Origin of the sequence: Streptomyces sp. NPDC007162 (genome assembly GCF_040634175.1) — a bacterium.
In the GTDB taxonomy this organism is placed as follows: domain Bacteria; phylum Actinomycetota; class Actinomycetes; order Streptomycetales; family Streptomycetaceae; genus Streptomyces.
Window position 1 is genome coordinate 1 of the sequence record NZ_JBEYFC010000154.1, and the last position, 18,294, is coordinate 18,294.

Below are 18,294 nucleotides of genomic sequence, written 5' to 3' on the forward strand. Positions count from 1 at the left end.
GCTCCCGGCGGCTCCAGCGCGAGCGTTCTGGAGGTCACCGCCCGGGTGCCCGGCCCGTTCTACGGGTACGGTGGCCGCGTAGGGATCGGGGATCGGGAAGGAACGGTGGTGACAGCATGCTGATGCTGGGGTTCGCAGGTCTCCTGGGGATTTTGAAGATCGTCCTGATGGCGCTGGCGGCGTTCGGGCTGTTCGACGCCGCGTTCCGGCGTGAGGACGCCTTCCGCGCGGCCGACAAGCAGAACAAGATCTTCTGGCTGATCATCCTGGCCATCGCCCTGGTCGTCAGCTACCTCTTCTCGATCCTCTCCATACTCCCGATCGCGGGCGTGGTGGCGAGCATCGTCTACATCGTCGACGTCCGGCCGGCGGTCAAGCAGGTCTCGGGCGGAGGCGGCGGCTGGCGAGGCCGCCGCGGCGGCAGCAGCAGCGACGGCCCGTACGGCCCGTACAACGGCGGCCGCTGACCCTTCAGGGCGCGCCGGCTGGGGCGCGCCCGCCGGGGCGCGTCCCGAAGGGGCGCGAGGCTGTAGTCGGTGTGCGGCTCCGCCGCGTGGCGCGACCGGCGACGAAGCACCCGCACCCGGCACACCACAGTCCCCGCCGTGGCGAGCCGCCGCTCAGACCCCTCGGTCCAGCAGCACAACGGCCACATCGTCCGTCAGCTCACCCCCGTTGAGCTGCCGCACCTCGTTCACCGCCGCCCGCAGCAACGCCTCCCCGGTCAGCCCGGAGCCCAGCTGCCGCCGCACCATCTCGACCATCCCCTCCTGACCGAGCCGTTCCCCGCCGACCCCCACCCGGCCCTCGATCAGCCCGTCGGTGTAGAGCATCAGGCTCCACTCGGCCCCCAGCTCCACCTGCGTCCGCGGCCACCGGGCACCCTTCAGCAGCCCGAGCGCCGGGCCGTTGTTGTCGTACGGCAGCAGCTCGGCCGGGCGGCCCGGCCGGGCGAGGAGCGGCGCCGGATGCCCGGCCAGGCACAGCCCCGCCCGGCGCCCGTCCGGCGCTATGTCGACCGTGCAGAGCGTCGCGAAGATCTCCTCGTCGGAGCGCTCGTGCTCCAGCACCTCCTGGAGCGTGCCGAGCAGCTCGTCCCCGCACAGCCCCGCCAGGGTCAGCGCCCGCCAGGCGATCCGCAGCTCCACCCCGAGCGCGGCCTCGTCCGGACCGTGCCCGCAGACGTCGCCGATCATCGCGTGCACGGTCCCGTCGGGGGTGCGCACGGTGTCGTAGAAGTCGCCGCCGAGCAGGGCCCGGGAGCGGCCGGGGCGGTAGCGCGCGGCGAACCGCAGCGAGGAGCCGTCCAGCAGGGGCGTGGGCAGCAGGCCGCGTTCCAGGCGCCGGTTCTCCTGCGCCCGCATCCGCCCCTCGGCGAGCTTTCGCTCGGTGGTGAGGGAGCGTTTGCGTTCGACGGCGTACCGGATGGCGCGGCTCAGCAGCCGTCCGTCCAGCTCGTCCCGGAAGAGGTAGTCCTGCGCGCCGACGCGCACGGCCTCGGTGCCGCGCTCGGCGTCACCGGAGGCGGTGAGCGCGAGGACGGCATGGCGGGGCGCGAGCTCCAGCACGTGCTTGAGCACGGCCAGCTCGCCCTCCGTGTCCTTGCCGCCCGGCGCCGGCAGCGCCAGGTCCAGCAGGATGCAGTGGACGTCGTCGGTCAGCAGCCGCTCGGCCTCGGTGAGGTTGCGGGCGGTGCGGATACGGATCGAGGTGCCGGACGCGTCGCGCAGCTCGGGCAGGATCGGCGAGCCGGCCGGATCGTCCTCGATCAGCAGCAGGGTGAGAGTGGTGCCGCCCGCGTTCGGCGTGACGGCTTCCGTGCGGTTGGCCTCTTCCTTGAGGGGGCCGCCGCCCTGTGCGGGCGCGGCGGCCGGCGCCTGACCACTCTCCACGGCCGGGATCGCTCTCTGCCGCGGTACGGGTACGGGCATCGTGTCGGGTTCCTTCCCTCCCCCCGAGGGCGTGGTGGGACGAGGGACTCGACCCCACCGACGGGGACCATAGCGGTACTGGCCGCCGCAACGGAATGGTGTGAGCCGCGTCGCTCGGTCTCAGGCCACTGTCATATGCCGTGTGCTGTACCGCAGTTGGGTGAGCGGGCGGTGGAACGGGGATGACGAAGGTCACGTGCCACCCGGGTTTGAGCGGGCGTTGCGGTGGGCCGGGTCACATGACACAGCTCACGAAAGGGGCATTACGCATCCGGGCGCACCACTCCGAGGATCGGCATCGTCCCGGCGCCCCCGATCGACACCGTCCGTCCGGGCCGCGGGGCCTGGATGATCGCGCCGTCCCCGATGTACAGGGCGACGTGGCTGGCGTCGTCGAAGTAGATGATCAGGTCGCCGGGGCGCATGTCCTTGACGTCGACGTGCTTGAGCTGTTTCCACTGCTCCTGCGAGGTCCGCGGGATCGGCTTCCCGGCGCTCGCCCAGGCCTGCGAGGTCAGTCCGGAGCAGTCGTACGAGTCCGGGCCCTCGGCGCCCCACACGTACGGCTTGCCGATCTGGGCGGTGGCGAAGGCGATCGCCTTCTCGCCGGCCGCGGACGCCTTGCCGTGGATCTCGCCGAGTATCCCGGTGTCCAGCCAGGCGGTCTGCGCCTTGTAGGCGGCCTGCCGTTCCAGCTCGGCCAGCTGTTCCTTCTGCTTCTTCTGCAGCTTCGACTGGAGCTGCTCGGCGGCGGTGATCCGCTCCGTGATCTTCTTCTTCGCGGCGGCCTTCGCCTTGCGTCCGGCCTCCAGCTTGTTCCACTGGTCGGCCGCGTCCGCCGCGTACTGCTTCAAGTCCTGCTGGGTCCGGGTCAGTTCGCTGATCAGGCCCTTGGTGGCGCGCTCGCCCTGGAGCACCCGTCCGGCTCCGTCCAGGAATTCCGAGGGGTCGTCGCTGAGCATCAGCTTGGCGGTGTCCGGGAGTCCGCCGGTGCGGTACTGGGCGGCGGCCGCCCGGCCCGCCCGCTGCTTCAACTGGTCGAGTCTCTGCTGCCCCTTGACGATCTTCTTGGCCAGGTCGACGATCTGGGCCGACTGCTTCTGGGCGGCTTCCTCGGCGGCGTTGTAGGCGTCGGTGGCGACGGCCGCGTCGTGGTAGAGGTCGTCCAGCTTCCGCTGTACCGCTTCGAGGTCCTTGTCGGGCGGGAGCGTCACCGGGGGGCTCGGGGACGCGCTCACGGACGGCGTGGGCTCCGGTGCCGCGAACGCCGTGCCGGGCGCCGTCAGTACGGTCACCGCGCAGACCACGGTCACCGCCGTCGCCAGGACCCCGCGCCCACCCGGCCGGACGGAGTGCTTGTCCGGTCCCATGTCCCGACCTCCCCCAAAACTGATTAATCGTCAGTAACTTACGGCACGGGGAGGATCGTGCCACGCGGTGCCGCAAAGCGACAGAGGCAACGGCAGGCGGGTTCCTCCCCGATTTCTCCCCGGACATGACGATCTCCCCGCCTGTGTGACGTACGACTCACCGAGATCGTTCCCGGCCGCCCCGTCGGTCCGCCCGTCAGACCGCCGGCGCCAACGCCTCCCAGGCCACCGTCACTTCCCCCTGCCGCCAGCGCACCGCCGAGTCCGTCACCGGCCAGCCGGCCGTCAGGTCCCGTACCGCCCGGATCCACCGCTGCCGGGCGCCGTACGACGCGTAGGGCGCGGCGGCCGCCCAGGCCCGGTCGAAATCCCGCAGGAACGCGTGCACCGGCTCGCCCGGCACGTTGCGGTGGATCAGCGCCTTCGGCAGCCGTTCGGCGAGGTCCGACGGCCGCTCGAGCGACCCCAGTCGGGTCGCGAAGGTCACCGTGCGCGGCCCCTCGGGCCCGAGCGCCACCCACACGTGCCGCCGCCCGATCTCGTCGCAGGTCCCCTCGACCAGCAGTCCGCCGGGTGCGAGCCGCGCACACAGCCGTTCCCAGACGCCGGCGACCTCGCCCTCGTCGTACTGACGCAGCACGTTGGCCGCCCGGATGAGCAACGGCCGGGCGGGGACGGGGATCTCGAATCCGCCGTGCCGGAAGACGAGCCCCTCGCGCTCGTACGGCTGCGCGGCGGCCACCCGCGCGGGTTCGATCTCGACCCCGACGACCCGCGCGCGCGGCGCGACGGTCCGCAGCCGCCCGAGGAGCTCGACGGCGGTCCAGGGCGCGGCCCCATACCCGAGGTCGACGGCCAGAGGGTCGCGGGCGCGGCGCAGTTCGGCACCGTGGGCCGCGGCGATCCACCGGTCCATACGGCGCAACCGATTGGGGTTGGTGGTCCCGCGCGTCACCGTCCCCACGATGGGGGTCCCCCCGCTCGAGCGAAGCCGAGAGCGGGGGAGGGAGGCGCGGGTGGTCATGCGTACGAGGGTAAGTGTGAGTGCCCCTTCAAGGGCGCGGGGCTGTGTCCCACGCACCCCACCCTCGAACGGTTGAGCGATACCAGGCAATCTGTCGGTAAAATCGACCACCCCCGGAATGGGAACCCGTCTCCCCGCTGTTGCAGACCGAGGGGACCCCCACGTCCTCCCGAAGGCATGCCCGCACAAGGAGGACCGCCACGTGAGCCAGTACGTCAGCAGGCTCCTGCGCTCCCGCCGCCCCCGCCGCGTCGCCATGCTCTCCGTGCACACCTCACCGCTCCACCAGCCCGGCACCGGTGACGCCGGCGGCATGAACGTCTACATCGTGGAGCTCGCGCAGCGCCTCGCCGCGATCGACATCGAGGTGGAGATCTTCACCCGGGCCACCGCAGGCGGCCTCCCGCACACCGTGGAACTCGCTCCGGGCGTCCTCGTACGGCACGTCGACGCCGGCCCCTACGAGGGGCTCGCCAAGGAGGACCTCCCGGCCCAGCTGTGCGCCTTCACGCACGGCGTGATGCAGGCCTGGGCCGGCCACCGCCCCGGCTACTACGACCTCGTCCACTCGCACTACTGGCTCTCCGGCCACGTCGGCTGGCTCGCCGCCCAGCGCTGGGGCGTCCCCCTCGTGCACGCCATGCACACCATGGCCAAGGTCAAGAACGCCAGCCTGGCCGACGGCGACACCCCCGAGCCCGCCGCCCGCGTCATCGGCGAGACCCAGATCGTGTCCGCCGCCGACCGGCTGATCGCGAACACCTCCGAAGAGGCCGAGGAACTCGTCCACCACTACAGCGCCGACCCCGCGAAGGTCGCCGTCGTCCACCCCGGCGTGAACCTCGGCCGGTTCTGTCCCGCCGACGGCCGCGCCGCCGCCCGCGCCCGCCTGGACCTCCCGCAGGACGCCCTGGTCCCGCTCTTCGCGGGCCGCATCCAGCCGCTGAAGGCCCCCGACATACTGCTGCGCGCGGTGGCCGTCCTCCTCGACGAGCGCCCCGAACTCCGCTCCCGGATCGTCGTGCCGGTCGTCGGCGGCCCCAGCGGCAGCGGCCTCGCCAAGCCGGAGGGCCTGCAGAAGCTGGCCGCGCGGCTCGGCATAGCGGACGTGGTGCGGTTCCGGCCGCCGGTCGGGCAGGAGCAGCTCGCGGACTGGTTCCGGGCCGCCTCGGTCCTCGTCATGCCCTCCTACAGCGAGTCCTTCGGCCTGGTGGCGATAGAGGCGCAGGCGGCGGGCACGCCGGTCCTCGCCGCCTCGGTCGGCGGCCTGCCGGTGGCCGTACGGGACGGCGAGACCGGCTTCCTGGTGCGCGGCCACGATCCCGCCGCGTACGCGCGCGTGCTGAGCCGTTTCGCCGACGACCCGTCCCTGGCGGACCGTTTCGGCAGCGCCGCCGCCCGGCACGCCGAGCGCTTCGGCTGGGACACGGCGGCCGCCGCCACCGCCGACGTCTACCTGGCCGCGACCCAGTCCCACCGCCGTCGCGTACGCTCGGCCCATGGGTGATGCTTCACAGGAACAGCGGGCGGCGCAGGTCATCGAGGGTGTCCTGAAGGACGCCGAACTGGACTGGGAGAGCCCCGAGTCCGGCAGCTACGTCGTGCAGCTCCCCGGCACCCGGAAGCTGAAGACCACCGTCTCGCTCCTGGTCGGCCGTCACTCGCTCTCCCTGAACGCCTTCGTCATCCGCCACCCCGACGAGAACGAACCGGCCGTGCACCGCTGGCTCCTGGAGCGCAACCTGCGGCTGTACGGCGTGAGTTACGCCGTCGACCGGCTCGGTGACGTCTACCTCGCCGGCAGGCTCCCGCTCGCCTCCGTCACCGCCGACGAGATCGACCGCCTGCTCGGCCAGGTCCTGGAGGCTGCGGACGGCGCCTTCAACACCCTTCTGGAGCTGGGCTTCGCCACCTCGATCCGCAAGGAGTACGCGTGGCGGGTGTCCCGGGGTGAGTCGACCCGGAACCTGGACGCGTTCACGCATCTGATCGAACGCCCCGCCGACTGACCTCTGCACGACTCTTTCGCTGTGCTCGACCGTCGTGGCATGCTCACGCTCGACGCAGACCTGAACGTCGTTCACATCCATGACTGACTCGCATGGAAGGACGTGCAGAATGAGTACCGCGCACCACGGCATGACCAGACGGACCCTGCTCGCCGGCGCCACGGCGGTGGCCACGACCGCGGTGGCGGGTGCCGGCACGGCCCACGCCTCCGATGCTCACGTCCCGGGACTCTGGCGCGAGTTCACCCGCACCCCCTTCACCCACCCGCAGATCCCGTACGTCGGACGGGCCGGCGCCGCACGCATCCGCCGGCTCCCCGTGGTGACCGACGTCCGCGCCCACGGCGCCGTGGCCGACGGCGTCACCGACTGCGCCCCCGCGATCAACCGTGCCATCGCCGCAGCCGCCAGGGCCGGCGGTGGCACGGTCACCATCCCGCCGGGCACCTTCCGCATCGACGGCCTGATCCAACTCGGGTACGACAACGTGGTGCTGCGCGGCGCGGGCAGCGGCCGTACCACCCTGTACGCGACGAAGAACCTGACCGAACTGATCGGCCCCTACGGCTCCCGCTACGGCGGCACCAAGTCGGCGTGGTCCTGGGCGGGCGGGCTGATCTGGCTGGCGCCGAAAGCCCGTTGGGACTCCCTGGCCGCGGCGATCAGGGCACAGGCCTGGCCGTTCGAGGGCTGGACCGGCAACAAGCGCGACGAGTGGGAGCAGTTGACGCCCGTCGGGCCCGCCCGCCGGGGTGACTGGGCGGTCACCGTCGCCGACGCCTCCCGGCTCCGCCCCGGCCGCCTGGTCCTGCTCCGGGTCTTCGACGACACCGCCCACACCCTCCTCCAGCACATGTCGGGCGGCGGTCCGGGCCCCGCGGCCTACTACTGGGAGGACAAGACCAAGCTGCTGTCCTACGTCCCCTACGAATGGCCCGTCCGCGTCACCGCCGTCCGGGGCCGCCGGGTGATTCTGGAACGCCCGCTCCCGGTGGACCTGCGCCCCGAGTGGAACCCCCAGTTCACCACCCATGTGCCGGAGTTGACCGGGTCCGGGGTCGAGGGCCTCACCCTGGACGTGATGGAGACCCCGCAGTCCCCGCACCTCCTCGACAAGGGCTACAACGGGGTCGTCCTGCAGTGCGCGTACGACTGCTGGGTGGACGACGTCACGGTCCGCAACGTCGACAACGGCTTCGGCCTGGTCGCCGCCTCCGCCTGCACCCTGCGCCGCACCCGGGTCGGCGGCCGGGGCGAACACCACCCCTACTTCTGCCGCGAGGGCTCCCACGACAACCTCGTCGAGGACTTCACGATCGAGGAGCGCACGGTCCCGGCGCCGTCCGACACCCAGCTGCACGGCATCAACGTCGAGGGGCTGTCCTCCCACAACGTCTGGTCGCGCGGCGAGATGCAGATGGGCACCTTCGACTCCCACCGCGGCCTGCCCTTCGCGAACGTGCGCACCGACATCACGGTGGACAACAACGGCCGGCACGGCGGCGACGCCAACGCGGGCCCGTTGTTCGGAGCGCGGTTCACCCACTGGAACGTACGCGTGACCAACGGCAGGGCGGGCCTGATGCGCCTCGACGGCCTCGCCCCGTACTCCGCCACCGTCGGCCTCAACACGGTCACCGACTTCGACCAGATCGACGTACCGGACTTCACCGGCGACCTGCACTCCCGCCTCGAGCTGTACGGCACCTGGGACGCGGTGCGGCCACGGAACCTGTACGAGGCTCAGCGCGCGCTGTCGCGGTAGCGCCCCGGGGTCACTCCAACCAGCCTCTTGAAGTGCCGGGTCAGGTGGGCCTGGTCGTAGAAGCCGGTGGCGGTGGCCGTCTCGCCGGGCGGGACCCCGTCGAGCAGCAGCCGGCGGGCCCGGCCGACCCGGCGGGACATCAGGTACTGGTGCGGGGCGATGCCGTACGCGCCGCTGAACGCCCGTACCAGATGGGCCGGATGGGCGTACAGCAGCCGCGCGGCCTCCTCCAGGGCGAGCCCCTCGGTGACCCGTTCGTCGAGGAGTTCGCGCAGGGTGCAGGCGAGCGCCGGGTCGGGACGCCGCCGGGTCGCCGGGCGGGTGTCCGGCCGGGGGCGGAGCAGGTCGCGCAGCCGTTCGCCGATGAGGGTGAGCCGGCTCTCGGCCTCCAGCTCGTCGCCGGGGCGGGCGAGCGCGGTGTGCAGCCGGCCGACGCGTTGCCGCAGCAGGGGGTCGCGCAGGTCGGGGCCGTCGACGGCGGCTCCGATGAGGTCGTCGCCGAGCAGCGCCCCGTCCAGGTAGACCACCCGCTTGCGGAAGCCTTCCGCGGTGGCCGGGGAGCCGTTGTGCGGCACGTGCGGGGGCAGCAGCGAGACCGTGTCGCCCGGGGTGCCGTGCTCGTGCCGGTCGAGGTCGTACCGTACGGCGCCGTCGTCCACGATGAGCAGCGTCCAGGCGTCATGGACGTGCATCGGATAGGCGTACCCGGTGAAGTGCGCGTGGAAGACCTCGGCGACACCCGGGACCCGGGGACGCCAGGCGGTGACTTCCTGGGTGACGGGCTGCCGGGTGGTGGCGGGCTGCCGGTTGGCCATGCAAACAACGTACAAGACGAGGTCGTACGACGATCGGCAGTCTCCAGGCATGAGTTCCATGAGTTCCACGAGCACCGAACCCGTCCGCTTCGACACGAAGATCGCCGTACTGCTGCGCGAGGACCTGGAGCCCTGGCAGCGCCTCAACGTCACCGCGTTCCTGGTCAGCGGAGTGGGCCCGAGCGTCCCCGAGGTGGTCGGGGAGCCCTACGAGGACGCCGACGGGGTGGCGTACCTGCCGATGTTCCGGCAGCCGGTGCTGGTCTTCGAGGGGACCAAGGAGACGCTGAAGGCGGCGCACGAGCGGGCCCTGAGCCGGGCGCTGTGCCGTGCCGTCTTCACCGCGGACCTGTTCACGACCGGCAACGACCGCGACAACCGCGCGGCGGTCCGTGCCGTACCCACCGCAGAGCTGGACCTGGTCGGGCTCGCCGTGTACGGGCCGCGGAACGGGGTGGACAAGGTGCTGAAGGGCGCGCGGATGCACCCGTGACTCCGCCGACCGGAGGAATCGCATGGCGTGATCGAGTGAGCTGATCATCGTATCTGACCGGCATCTTCGCGAATGTCGCATCTCAGAAACATGCGATACCTCCGATTCCCCAGCTCGGCCATGGCCGCGGCGGCGATCGTCACCTGTGCGGCGGGCGGACCGGCAGCCGCCGGCGACGACTCCTCCGCCACACCGGTCGCCTGCAACTCGACGGCGCTGACGACCGCCGTCGCCACCGCGTCGCCGGGTGAGATCCTGTCGCTCTCCGCCGACTGCACCTATCGGCTGACCGCTCCCTTCAGCACCGGTGACGGTCTGCCGGTCGTCGACGAGAAGCTCACGATCCGGGGCAACGGCGCGACGATCGTCCGTTCCGGGAACCCGACCGCCACCTTCCGGATCTTCCACGTCGCCGCGGGCGGCAACCTCCGGCTGGAGGACCTCACGGTCCGCGGCGGCAGCACCGACGGGGACGGCGGGGGAGTGCTCGTCGACAGCCGCGGCAGGCTCACGCTGTCCGGCGTCGACGTGATCGACAACACCGCCACCGGCAACGGGGGCGGGGTTGCGGTGTCCCCGGACGCCACGGCGGTCGTCCGCAACGGCTGGGTGGCGTTCGACAACGCGGCCGACGGGGGCGGGGTGTACAGCGCGGGCACGCTGAGCGTGCAGGGCACCGAGTTCAGCCGCGACCACGCCCGGAGCGTCGGCGGTGCGCTGTATCTGGCCGCCGGCAACACCTTCGTCGACGCGAGCCTCATCAGACGCAACACGTCGGCCTGGCGGGGCGGTGGGGTCGCCATCAGCGGCAGCGCGTCACTGGAGGTCAGCGCGAGCAAGGTCGCGAACAACACGGCGGCCGGCGACGCGGGCGGCGGGTTCTGGAACCTGTCGCGACTGAGGCTGACGAAGACCGAGGTCGTCGGCAACGTGGTCGGGGGCACGGCGGGGGTCGGCGGCGGCATCTACAACGCCACGAACAACGCCGTGCTCGTCCTCGACGGCAGCAAGGTCCTCAGCAACAGCGCGAACGGCAACGGCACCTCCCGGGCCGGGGGCATCTACAACAGCGCCGGACACGTCACCCTCGATCACACCTACGTCCGCGACAACGCCTCCAGGGTGGCTCCCGGAGGCGTCTACACCACCAACCAGTTCACGGTCCGCGACTCGACGATCACCCGTAACACCCCGACGAACTGCGCGGGCAGCCCCGTCGTCGTCACGGGCTGCACGGACTGACACCACGCGAGCGGGGCGGCCTCCGTCAGGCACGTGCTTGCCTCGTCAGGCTCGTGCTTGCCTCCGTCAGGCTCGCGCCTCGGCCGTGTTGGCCGCCCCGCCCTCCACCGCGTCCGTGGTCTGCGTGAAGTCCGCGGTCTGCGTGACCGACGCGTCCTCCTCCGGCAGGCGGCGCATCAGCAGCCCGTACCCGAGCGCGGCCCCCGTACCGACCACCGCGCACAGCCCCCACAGCCACCGCGCCCCGAACCGGTCGATCACGACACCGGACATCAGTGGCGCGATGAGCGCGGCGGCGGACCAGGACAGCGTGTACATCCCCTGATAGCGCCCCCGCCCGTGGACCGGCGAGAGCCGTACCACGAGCCCGGTCTGGGTCGGCGCGTTGACGATCTCCGCGAGCGTCCACACGCACACGGTGAGCGCGAACACCCCGACCGACCCGGCGAAGGCGGTGAGCCCGAAGCCGTACCCCGCGAGCAGGGACGACACGACGAGCAGGGACCGCGGATCGCGGTGCTCGATGACGCGCGTGACCGGAATCTGCAGCACCACGATCAGCACGCCGTTCACGGCGATGGCCATGCCGTAGTCGGCGGGCGTGAACCCGGCCCGGCCCATGGCCACCGGCAACCCGACTGACCCCTGCTGGAAGACCAGCGCGACGAGGAAGGACAGCCCGACGACGGCCATGTACCGGCCGTCGCGCACCACGCTCCCGAGGCCGACCTTCTCGGCCTCCTTGACGGTGCGCTGCGGCCGGGACTCGGGCAGCTTGAGGAAGACGAGCACTGCGCACAGGGCGGTCATCCCGGCCTCGACGAGGAACCCGGCGCGATAGCTGACCTCGGCGACGAACCCGGCGCCGATGGAGGAGAAGGCGAACCCGAGGTTGATCGCCCAGTAGTTGAGCGAGAACGCCCGCACCCGGTCCTCGGGCCTCACGATGTCGGCCATCATCGCCTGCACGGCGGGCCGGGAGGCGTTGGAGGCCATGCCGACGAGGAAGGCGACGGCGGCGATGGCGACCGGGTCCTGCACGAAACCGAGCAGCGCGACGGCGCCGGCGGTGGCGCTCTGCGCGACGAGCAGGGTGGGCCGCCGTCCCAGCCGGTCGGCCATCACCCCGCTGCCCAGCGAGGACACGACGCCGCCCAGCCCGTGCAGCGAGGCGACGAGACCGGCGTACGAGGCGCTGTATCCGCGGTCCAACGTCAGGTAGAGGGCCATGTACGTGGCGACGAAGGCGCCCAGCCGGTTGACGAGGGTGCTGGTCCACAGCCACCAGAACTCCCGGGGCAGACCGGAGACGGTCTCCCGGACGGCGCGGCGCAGGACTGCGGACGGCATGGCTCCCCCAGGGCAGGATGTAAGTGGTGCGAGGCTTGCCCGGAACTTACTAACCCCTCGCTCTCCTGAGCCACTCAATTAACAAATGCAGTCAACTGTCCGCCCCCTGGGACGCCCCCCCCGGCCGTCGGCTCCCGCCCCGAACACGTCGATTACGCTCTGACCCATGGCCGACGCACCGTACAAGCTGATCCTCCTCCGCCACGGCGAGAGCGAGTGGAACGCGAAGAACCTGTTCACCGGCTGGGTGGACGTCAACCTCAACGAGAAGGGCGAGAAGGAGGCAGTCCGCGGCGGTGAGCTCCTGAAGGACGCCGACCTCCTGCCCGACGTGGTCCACACGTCCCTCCAGAAGCGAGCGATCCGCACGGCGCAACTCGCCCTCGAAGCGGCGGACCGCCACTGGATCCCCGTCCACCGCAGCTGGCGCCTGAACGAGCGCCACTACGGCGCGCTCCAGGGCAAGGACAAGGCGGCGACGCTGGCCGAGTTCGGCGAGGAGCAGTTCATGCTCTGGCGCCGCTCGTACGACACCCCGCCCCCGCCGCTGGCCGACGACTCGGAGTTCTCCCAGTCCGCCGACGCCCGCTACGCCTCCATCCCGCCGGAGCTGCGCCCCCGCACGGAGTGCCTCAAGGACGTCGTCGTCCGCATGCTCCCGTACTGGTACGACGGCATCGTCCCCGACCTCCTGGCCGGCCGCACGGTCCTGGTCGCCGCCCACGGCAACAGCCTCCGCGCCCTGGTCAAGCACCTGGACGGCATCTCGGACGCCGACATCGCGGGCCTGAACATCCCCACCGGCATCCCCCTCTACTACGAGCTCAACCCCGACTTCACCCCGACCACCCCAGGCGGCCGCTACCTCGACCCGGAAGCGGCAGCAGCAGCGATCGAGGCGGTCAAGAACCAGGGCAAGAAGAAGTAACCCAGCCTGCTCAAGCCCCCTGCCTGCGGGTTCTCCGCGAGTAGGGGGCTTGTCGCTGTGCTCGGGCCGTCTCTGGGCCGTGGCGCTTAGATGCGCGTGATCCTCATACGAACCGAGACGAGGAGCGCCGTCACGGCGACGACGGCTACGTCAGCGCCGGCCCGGGCGCCCAGCCACGCGCCGCCAAGACCGATGAGGGGGGACGGTAGGGGGCGGAGGGTGAGGTCGATGCGGATGCCTCGGCGTGGCACGATGGCCTTGTTCATGTGGGTCATGGGTTGTTCCATCTCTAGTACTCCAGCTGTAGATCGTGATCTTCATGTCTGGGATGCGGCCTGTCGCCGGTAGTGACCGGTGCGTGATCGTGCCTGGTGGCGGCGGCGCCAGTCGGACCAGGCAAGCCGGTGGGCCGCGTCGCGGACGGGCCGGACGACGAGCGCGATGAACAGGCGGCAGATCTCGTTGCAGGTCAGCGGGATCAGGTCGTCCGGAGTGGGGCGGCGTGCGTGTTCGTCGGCGCGGACGACGGCGAGGAAGGCGTGGGCCAGCATCGAGAGGGTGACCCAGCGGGCCCACGAGGGGTAGAGGCGGACCTGGTGTTCGTCCAGTCCGGCCAGTCCCTTCTCAGTTTGGAAGGTCTCCTCCACCCGCCATCTGGAACCTGCGACCTTGACCAGGGTCGCCAGGGATGTCGGCGTGGTGGAGTGACAGCGGTAGTAGGCGAGTTCACCGGTGCTGCGGTTGCGGCGGATCAGCAGTTGGTGGCGGCCCGGGGCTGCCTCGGTGAGGTCGATGACGGCCCAGTCGTAGAACCGCTGCCCCTTCGCGCCGCGCCCGGCCGAGAGCTTCTGCCAGGCCCGCTTCGGCACCTTCCGCGCCAGGGCATCGGCGCAGAACTTGCCTGCACGGGTGGGCACTTCGGCCGAGCAGGCCACCGCGAGGACATAGCCGATGCCGCGTTCCTCCAGAGCCGTACGCAGTCTTGGGTTGCCTCCGTAGACCTCGTCCCCGGTAACCCAGCCGACGTGGTGTCCGGCGTCCAGGAACCGCTCGATCATCGTCCGGGCCAGGTCCGGCTTGGTTGCGAAGACGGTGTCCCCGCCGAGTCCGGCTGCACGGCAGCGGTCCGGGTCACACGTCCAGGAGCGCGGGATGTACAGCTCCCGGTCCACCGCCGCGTGACCGCGCTCGCCGGCGTAGACGAGGTAGACCGCGACCTGGGAGTTCTCGATCCGTCCAGCCGTTCCGGTGTACTGGCGCTGGACCCCAACCGTGTGGGTGCCCTTCTTCACGTCGCCGGTCTCGTCGACAACCAGGACCGCGGCATCGTCATATAGGTGCTCGACAACGTATTCGCGCACGTCATCACGGACGCCATCGGCATCCCAGACGGCCCGGCACAGCAGATGCTGCATGCCGTGCGGGCTGCTCTCCCCGGCCCACTCCGCGATCGTCCAGCAGTTCTTGCGCGGCAGGTCCGACAGTAGGCCCAGCACCAACCGCCCGGCCCGCAGCCGTGGTTCGACCCGGGCGAACCGACCCGCGATCCGGCCCATGGCCGCCCCGAACGCCTCCCGCCAGCGGACGGGATCTATGCTGTGACCTGCGGCTACCGTCTCATCGTTACTCCACACAAGTCACGATGATCAACGGTGGCCGCACCCGTCTCCGCACCGCCCCACTGTGGCTGAGGGCTCTACTTAGCCCGTTTGACCAACCGCAACGCTCAACAGCACAGGCCGACGGACCTACGGTGCCGACAGTGCTGTGCGCTCGGCTTTCTCCAGCCAGTCGGTGTACCAGCGGGCGAACGTCACCGGCGTACCGTCGTCGTCGCGTAGCGGGGCGAGGTCGACGTCGTCCACCCGGCAGTCGGACCAGATCGTGCCACGGTGGCTGCCGCTGATGATCAGCCACTCTCTCTGCGCGCAGCCCAGGTGGGAGATCACGATGGCGCCGGCAGTGCGCTCCGGGGCGAACATGACGACCTCCCACCGCTCGTCCCACGCCTCGATGGCGTCGTCGAAGTCCTCGATGTCGTCGAAGTCCTCCTCCTCGGGGCGTTGGGCAAGAAGGTCGTCGAGCAGCTTCGGGTCCGGGCCTTGGTCGGGAAACGGCTCGGCAAGCCTCGACAGGTCGGCCAGGTCCGCGCCGTCGCCTTCCCAACGCCAGCGGCCTTGCACGCGCCGAACCGGGAACAGGCCGTACGCGGGGCCGGCGCCACCCGCGCCAACGTGTAGCAGGAAGGCCCGGTACTCCTCTGGCAGCCGCACGCCCGTCTGAGCCTCGAGTTCGGCAAGCTCGCCCTGGGTAAGCGGGTCCTCCACGATCCACCTGTGCCCCAATGCCCCGAACACCTTGCTGCTGGAAGGCCCTGCACCCGCCGCCTCGACCCGCTGACGCACGCCCACCCACCACTGATCAGTCATGCGCAGACCGTACGTGCAGCCACCGACACTTGGGTCGCGGGGCCCACTGCTGCGGTCGCACGCACATCGGCCAGCTGAGGCCCTCGGTGGCCAACCAGTGCACTCAGTCACGCCCACCAGCAAGATCACGATCTACAGCTGGAGTACTAGGCGATAACCGATCCCATGGAAAGGAGAGGCCGCCCCGGCATGGGCGGCCTCTCCGCTATTTGGGTAGTGAGAACATACACCCCATCTGACGGTTGACAAAAAGCCTCAGCTCAGGCCCTATATCTACCCTATTAATCGCGGGGGGTATCAGGTGTTGATCCGGCCCTGATGCCCGCGAGCGCCCGCGTAGGCTTCATCTTCAGGTGATCCGTGGGCCATGCTAGGCCTTGATGTCCTGCTAGTTGGCTTGCTGCTGTCCTCGGGAGGCAAGATGGCGCTAGTGATGCAGCGAGGAACTTTGCCACGAAAACTCACGTCGAGAAGATTCAGGATCACCAAACGTGAAACCAGATTCGAAAGACGTAATCGCGAACGCGGAATCATGATGTGTGATTTGAAAGTGTGACACTGAATCCGTAACGCGAATCACGTAATAAGAATCCACCTCAAACGAATCTGTTGTCACGCATCGAGCCGTGAAAGTGCTGAAAGTTCGGCTCACGCATCGCCGAAGACAGCAGCGACAGCTTTGCGGGTGCGCTCCTGGCTGGACGGCATAAGGTGCGCGTACACGCGGAGTGTCAGGCCGGGGTCCGAGTGGCCGAGGTACTCGGCGAGGGCCTTGATGTTCTCTCCGGCGTCCAGGAGCACCGAAGCATAGAAGTGGCGGAGGGCGTGCATGCCGTTCTCGCGTGACTCGGCGTACGACTGGCCTGGCTTCCGCTCGGGGATCACGCCAGCAGAGGCCAGCGCCCGCTTCCACACCTCCTCGTTGAGCGACGTACGCCAGACGTGCCCGCCACGTGGTCCGGTGAAGATCAGCCGCTTGGTCACCGGAGGCCCGTCGGCCACCTTCCACGGCAAGGTGATCTCGACCGGTGGGAACCGCTTCATGTGGACCCGCAGTGCATCGGCGACCGGCGCGGGAAGTGGTACGTCCCGCAGCTTGCCGCCCTTGGGCGGAGCAAACACTGCCTTGCTCCGACTCAGCTTGAGCTGCTGGACCACGTGAAGTGTGTCCGAACCGAAGTCGATGGCGTCGACGGCGACGCCGAGGATCTCGCCTTGGCGGAGCCCGCAGCCGCCGCCCAGGTCGACCATGGCTTGGAAGCGCTCGGGCATGCCGGCCCGGACGGCGAAGAGCCGTTCCGTTGTCCAGGGGGCGACCCGCTTCGTGTCGACCGTGGGCGGCCGGACCGAGCGGGCTGCACACGGGTTGCGCGGAAGGTGTCCGTCGTCCACCGCCGCACTCAGTGCGGCACGAACGTTGGAGTAGATCGTCCGGGCGTACGAGCCCCGGACACCGTTCTCCTGGAGCTTCCGGACCCAGTCGCGGATATGGGCGGGCTGGAAGGAACCGAGCGGACGCGATCCCAGATGCGGGAAGGCGTGCAGGCGGAGCTGCGACTCCATCGAGGCCTGTGTGTTGGGGTCCGCTCCCTGCGTCTCCACCCAGGTTTCCGCGTACTGCTGGAAGGTGATCCGTGCCGCGCGCGGGTCGATGTACTGCCCGCGCGCCATGTCCGCCTCGATGTGGGCGAGCCACTGTTCGGCGAGTCGCTTTTGCCGGTCGGGGAAGCTCTTTGACTTCTCCGTGCCGTCCGGACCGACGTACCGGGCGCGGTAGCGCATGCCGGTGCCGTAGCGCTCGGTCTTGACCTTGCGGTCCTTGCCGTCCTGTCCGACCTCGGTTCTGTACCAGCGGTCTTGGATGTGTCCGGCCATCAGGCAGCCGCCCCCTCACGCTGCGAGTCCACCCAGGCCCGAACGTCGGCCGGATCGAAGCGCAGGTGCCGACCGACACGGAAGCCACGGGGCCCAGTGCGCTTGCGGCGCCACTGGTACACCGTCTCGACGCTGGGCAGCTCGAACATCTCCACCAGGTCCTCGGGGGTCAGGTACCGCGCGGGCAGGGCGCGCGGTTCGGTGGCCAGGTCGGAGACGGTGAGGCGTCGGCTAGCCACGAGTGGGTTCTCCTTCCGTTCCGGGGGCGGGTTCGAGGGTTGTGGCGAGCCAGGTTTCAGCAGCGCTGAGGCCGGTTCCGGCGAACACCCAGTGGGCGAGGACGAGGGTCGTCTCACCGTCCTGCGGGGCAGGCGGAGCCGACTGGGCGCGGCGCCAGTCGGCACGGGCGTCACGGAGGGCGCCGAGGGTGGTGGAGTAGCGGCGGGACTTGGTGGAGAAGTGACCGCGGAAGCCGAGCATGTGAGCCCAGGCCCGGAGTCGGAGTTCCTCCAGTTCCTTACGTGCTCCGAGGCACCAGGCGGTACGGATCATGCGGCGGGCATGGTCGGTGATCTGGGCGTGCGCCAGCTCGGCGAGGAGGCGGATCGGACGGTCCAGGGTGCTGGTCGCCGCCTCCGCGCCCTTGGTGGCGTACTTGGCGATGTACGCCGCTACGGCCCGTTCGGTCAGCTCCTGGCCGCCGTCGAAGTCGGCGGAGCGGATCGTGCGGACGTCGAGCTGTCGCCCGAAGGTGAAGGCGTGGGCACGACCGTCGATCTCCGGGCCGTCGATACGTGCGGCGGTCGCGGCAGAACGGATCGCCTCGGTCAGCAGCTCGGCCGTGGCCCAGGTCGGGGGCTCGGCGTCTCCGCCTTCCGGACCGTCGAGGCGGATCACTGCGTGGAAGTGGACGGCGCCTCGCTTCTGGTACTCCGCCACTTTCGCGAAGGAGACGCGAGCGTGGTCGCGGAAGGTCCGTTGGGTGAGGCCGGCGCGCTTGGCGACCTCCCGGCGGAGGTAGATCGAGAAGCGCCGCCAGAGGGCACCCGCGTGGGCGTTCCAG

18 protein-coding genes are annotated in these 18,294 nt (G+C 70.4%); 7 read left to right on the top strand and 11 right to left on the bottom strand.

What is annotated here, in order from left to right; all coding sequences use genetic code 11:
* Window positions 1-116: 116 nt before the first annotated feature.
* On the top strand, window positions 117-467 hold the full coding sequence (locus ABZ646_RS19935) for a DUF2516 family protein (RefSeq protein ID WP_360520276.1): 351 nt from the start codon (window positions 117-119) through the stop codon (window positions 465-467).
* A 153-nt stretch (window positions 468-620) separates the two neighbouring features.
* On the opposite strand, the gene ABZ646_RS19940 is transcribed toward ABZ646_RS19935, so the two are convergent.
* From ABZ646_RS19940 to ABZ646_RS19950, 3 genes are all read right to left on the bottom strand, one after another.
* Complete coding sequence (locus ABZ646_RS19940; protein ID WP_360520278.1) at window positions 621-1,931, bottom strand: fused response regulator/phosphatase; 1,311 nt, start codon at window positions 1,929-1,931, stop codon at window positions 621-623.
* A gap of 263 nt (window positions 1,932-2,194) precedes the next feature.
* Window positions 2,195-3,301 (bottom strand): NlpC/P60 family protein, encoded by a 1,107-nt coding sequence (locus ABZ646_RS19945; protein WP_360520280.1) that lies wholly within the window; start codon window positions 3,299-3,301, stop codon window positions 2,195-2,197.
* Between the two features lie 196 nt (window positions 3,302-3,497).
* Window positions 3,498-4,265: a class I SAM-dependent methyltransferase gene (locus ABZ646_RS19950; RefSeq protein WP_360520282.1), complete on the bottom strand. Its 768-nt coding sequence runs from the start codon at window positions 4,263-4,265 to the stop codon at window positions 3,498-3,500.
* Between the two features lie 316 nt (window positions 4,266-4,581).
* On the opposite strand from ABZ646_RS19950, the gene mshA reads away from it, so the two are divergent.
* The 3 genes from mshA to ABZ646_RS19965 all read left to right on the top strand — a co-directional run bounded on the left by mshA (window position 4,582) and on the right by ABZ646_RS19965 (window position 8,099).
* Window positions 4,582-5,832 (top strand): D-inositol-3-phosphate glycosyltransferase, encoded by a 1,251-nt coding sequence (gene mshA / locus ABZ646_RS19955; protein WP_360520311.1) that lies wholly within the window; start codon window positions 4,582-4,584, stop codon window positions 5,830-5,832.
* Complete coding sequence (locus tag ABZ646_RS19960; RefSeq protein ID WP_360520284.1) at window positions 5,825-6,334, top strand: YbjN domain-containing protein; 510 nt, start codon at window positions 5,825-5,827, stop codon at window positions 6,332-6,334. Before mshA ends, ABZ646_RS19960 begins: the two co-directional genes overlap by 8 nt.
* A 109-nt stretch (window positions 6,335-6,443) precedes the next feature.
* Window positions 6,444-8,099 (top strand): glycosyl hydrolase family 28-related protein, encoded by a 1,656-nt coding sequence (locus ABZ646_RS19965; RefSeq protein WP_360520286.1) that lies wholly within the window; start codon window positions 6,444-6,446, stop codon window positions 8,097-8,099.
* Here the strand turns inward: ABZ646_RS19965 and ABZ646_RS19970 are convergent.
* Entirely contained in the window at window positions 8,078-8,914 is an 837-nt protein-coding gene (locus ABZ646_RS19970; RefSeq protein ID WP_360520288.1) for an AraC family transcriptional regulator, read from the bottom strand. The genes ABZ646_RS19965 and ABZ646_RS19970 overlap by 22 nt on opposite strands.
* Window positions 8,915-8,963: 49 nt before the next feature.
* On the opposite strand from ABZ646_RS19970, the gene ABZ646_RS19975 reads away from it, so the two are divergent.
* Complete coding sequence (locus ABZ646_RS19975; protein WP_360520291.1) at window positions 8,964-9,407, top strand: DUF2000 domain-containing protein; 444 nt, start codon at window positions 8,964-8,966, stop codon at window positions 9,405-9,407.
* A gap of 90 nt (window positions 9,408-9,497) precedes the next feature.
* The gene (locus tag ABZ646_RS19980) at window positions 9,498-10,649 is read left to right on the top strand and encodes a right-handed parallel beta-helix repeat-containing protein (RefSeq protein ID WP_360520293.1); all 1,152 of its coding nucleotides are present in this window, start codon (window positions 9,498-9,500) and stop codon (window positions 10,647-10,649) included.
* 66 nt (window positions 10,650-10,715) lie between these two features.
* Here ABZ646_RS19980 and ABZ646_RS19985 read toward each other — a convergent pair whose 3' ends face one another.
* Window positions 10,716-11,999, bottom strand: a complete 1,284-nt coding sequence (locus ABZ646_RS19985; protein ID WP_360520295.1) for an MFS transporter — start codon at window positions 11,997-11,999, stop codon at window positions 10,716-10,718.
* Window positions 12,000-12,165: 166 nt separating this feature from the next.
* On the opposite strand from ABZ646_RS19985, the gene ABZ646_RS19990 reads away from it, so the two are divergent.
* Complete coding sequence (locus ABZ646_RS19990; protein WP_360520297.1) at window positions 12,166-12,927, top strand: phosphoglyceromutase; 762 nt, start codon at window positions 12,166-12,168, stop codon at window positions 12,925-12,927.
* Between the two features lie 86 nt (window positions 12,928-13,013).
* Here ABZ646_RS19990 and ABZ646_RS19995 read toward each other — a convergent pair whose 3' ends face one another.
* The 6 genes from ABZ646_RS19995 to ABZ646_RS20020 all read right to left on the bottom strand — a co-directional run.
* Window positions 13,014-13,202 (bottom strand): hypothetical protein, encoded by a 189-nt coding sequence (locus tag ABZ646_RS19995; protein WP_360520299.1) that lies wholly within the window; start codon window positions 13,200-13,202, stop codon window positions 13,014-13,016.
* A 42-nt stretch (window positions 13,203-13,244) separates the two neighbouring features.
* The gene (locus tag ABZ646_RS20000) at window positions 13,245-14,483 is read right to left on the bottom strand and encodes an IS701 family transposase (protein WP_360520301.1); all 1,239 of its coding nucleotides are present in this window, start codon (window positions 14,481-14,483) and stop codon (window positions 13,245-13,247) included.
* Between the two features lie 192 nt (window positions 14,484-14,675).
* The gene (locus tag ABZ646_RS20005) at window positions 14,676-15,356 is read right to left on the bottom strand and encodes an SMI1/KNR4 family protein (RefSeq protein WP_360520303.1); all 681 of its coding nucleotides are present in this window, start codon (window positions 15,354-15,356) and stop codon (window positions 14,676-14,678) included.
* A gap of 648 nt (window positions 15,357-16,004) precedes the next feature.
* Window positions 16,005-17,231 (bottom strand): tyrosine-type recombinase/integrase, encoded by a 1,227-nt coding sequence (locus ABZ646_RS20010; RefSeq protein WP_360520305.1) that lies wholly within the window; start codon window positions 17,229-17,231, stop codon window positions 16,005-16,007.
* Window positions 17,231-17,470 carry a helix-turn-helix domain-containing protein gene (locus ABZ646_RS20015; RefSeq protein WP_360520307.1) on the bottom strand — a complete coding sequence of 80 codons (240 nt, stop codon included), beginning with the start codon at window positions 17,468-17,470 and terminating at the stop codon, window positions 17,231-17,233. Before ABZ646_RS20015 ends, ABZ646_RS20010 begins: the two co-directional genes overlap by 1 nt.
* The coding region (locus tag ABZ646_RS20020; RefSeq protein WP_360520309.1) for a replication initiator at window positions 17,463-18,294 on the bottom strand (832 nt) is incomplete at its 5' end. The genes ABZ646_RS20015 and ABZ646_RS20020, both read right to left, overlap by 8 nt.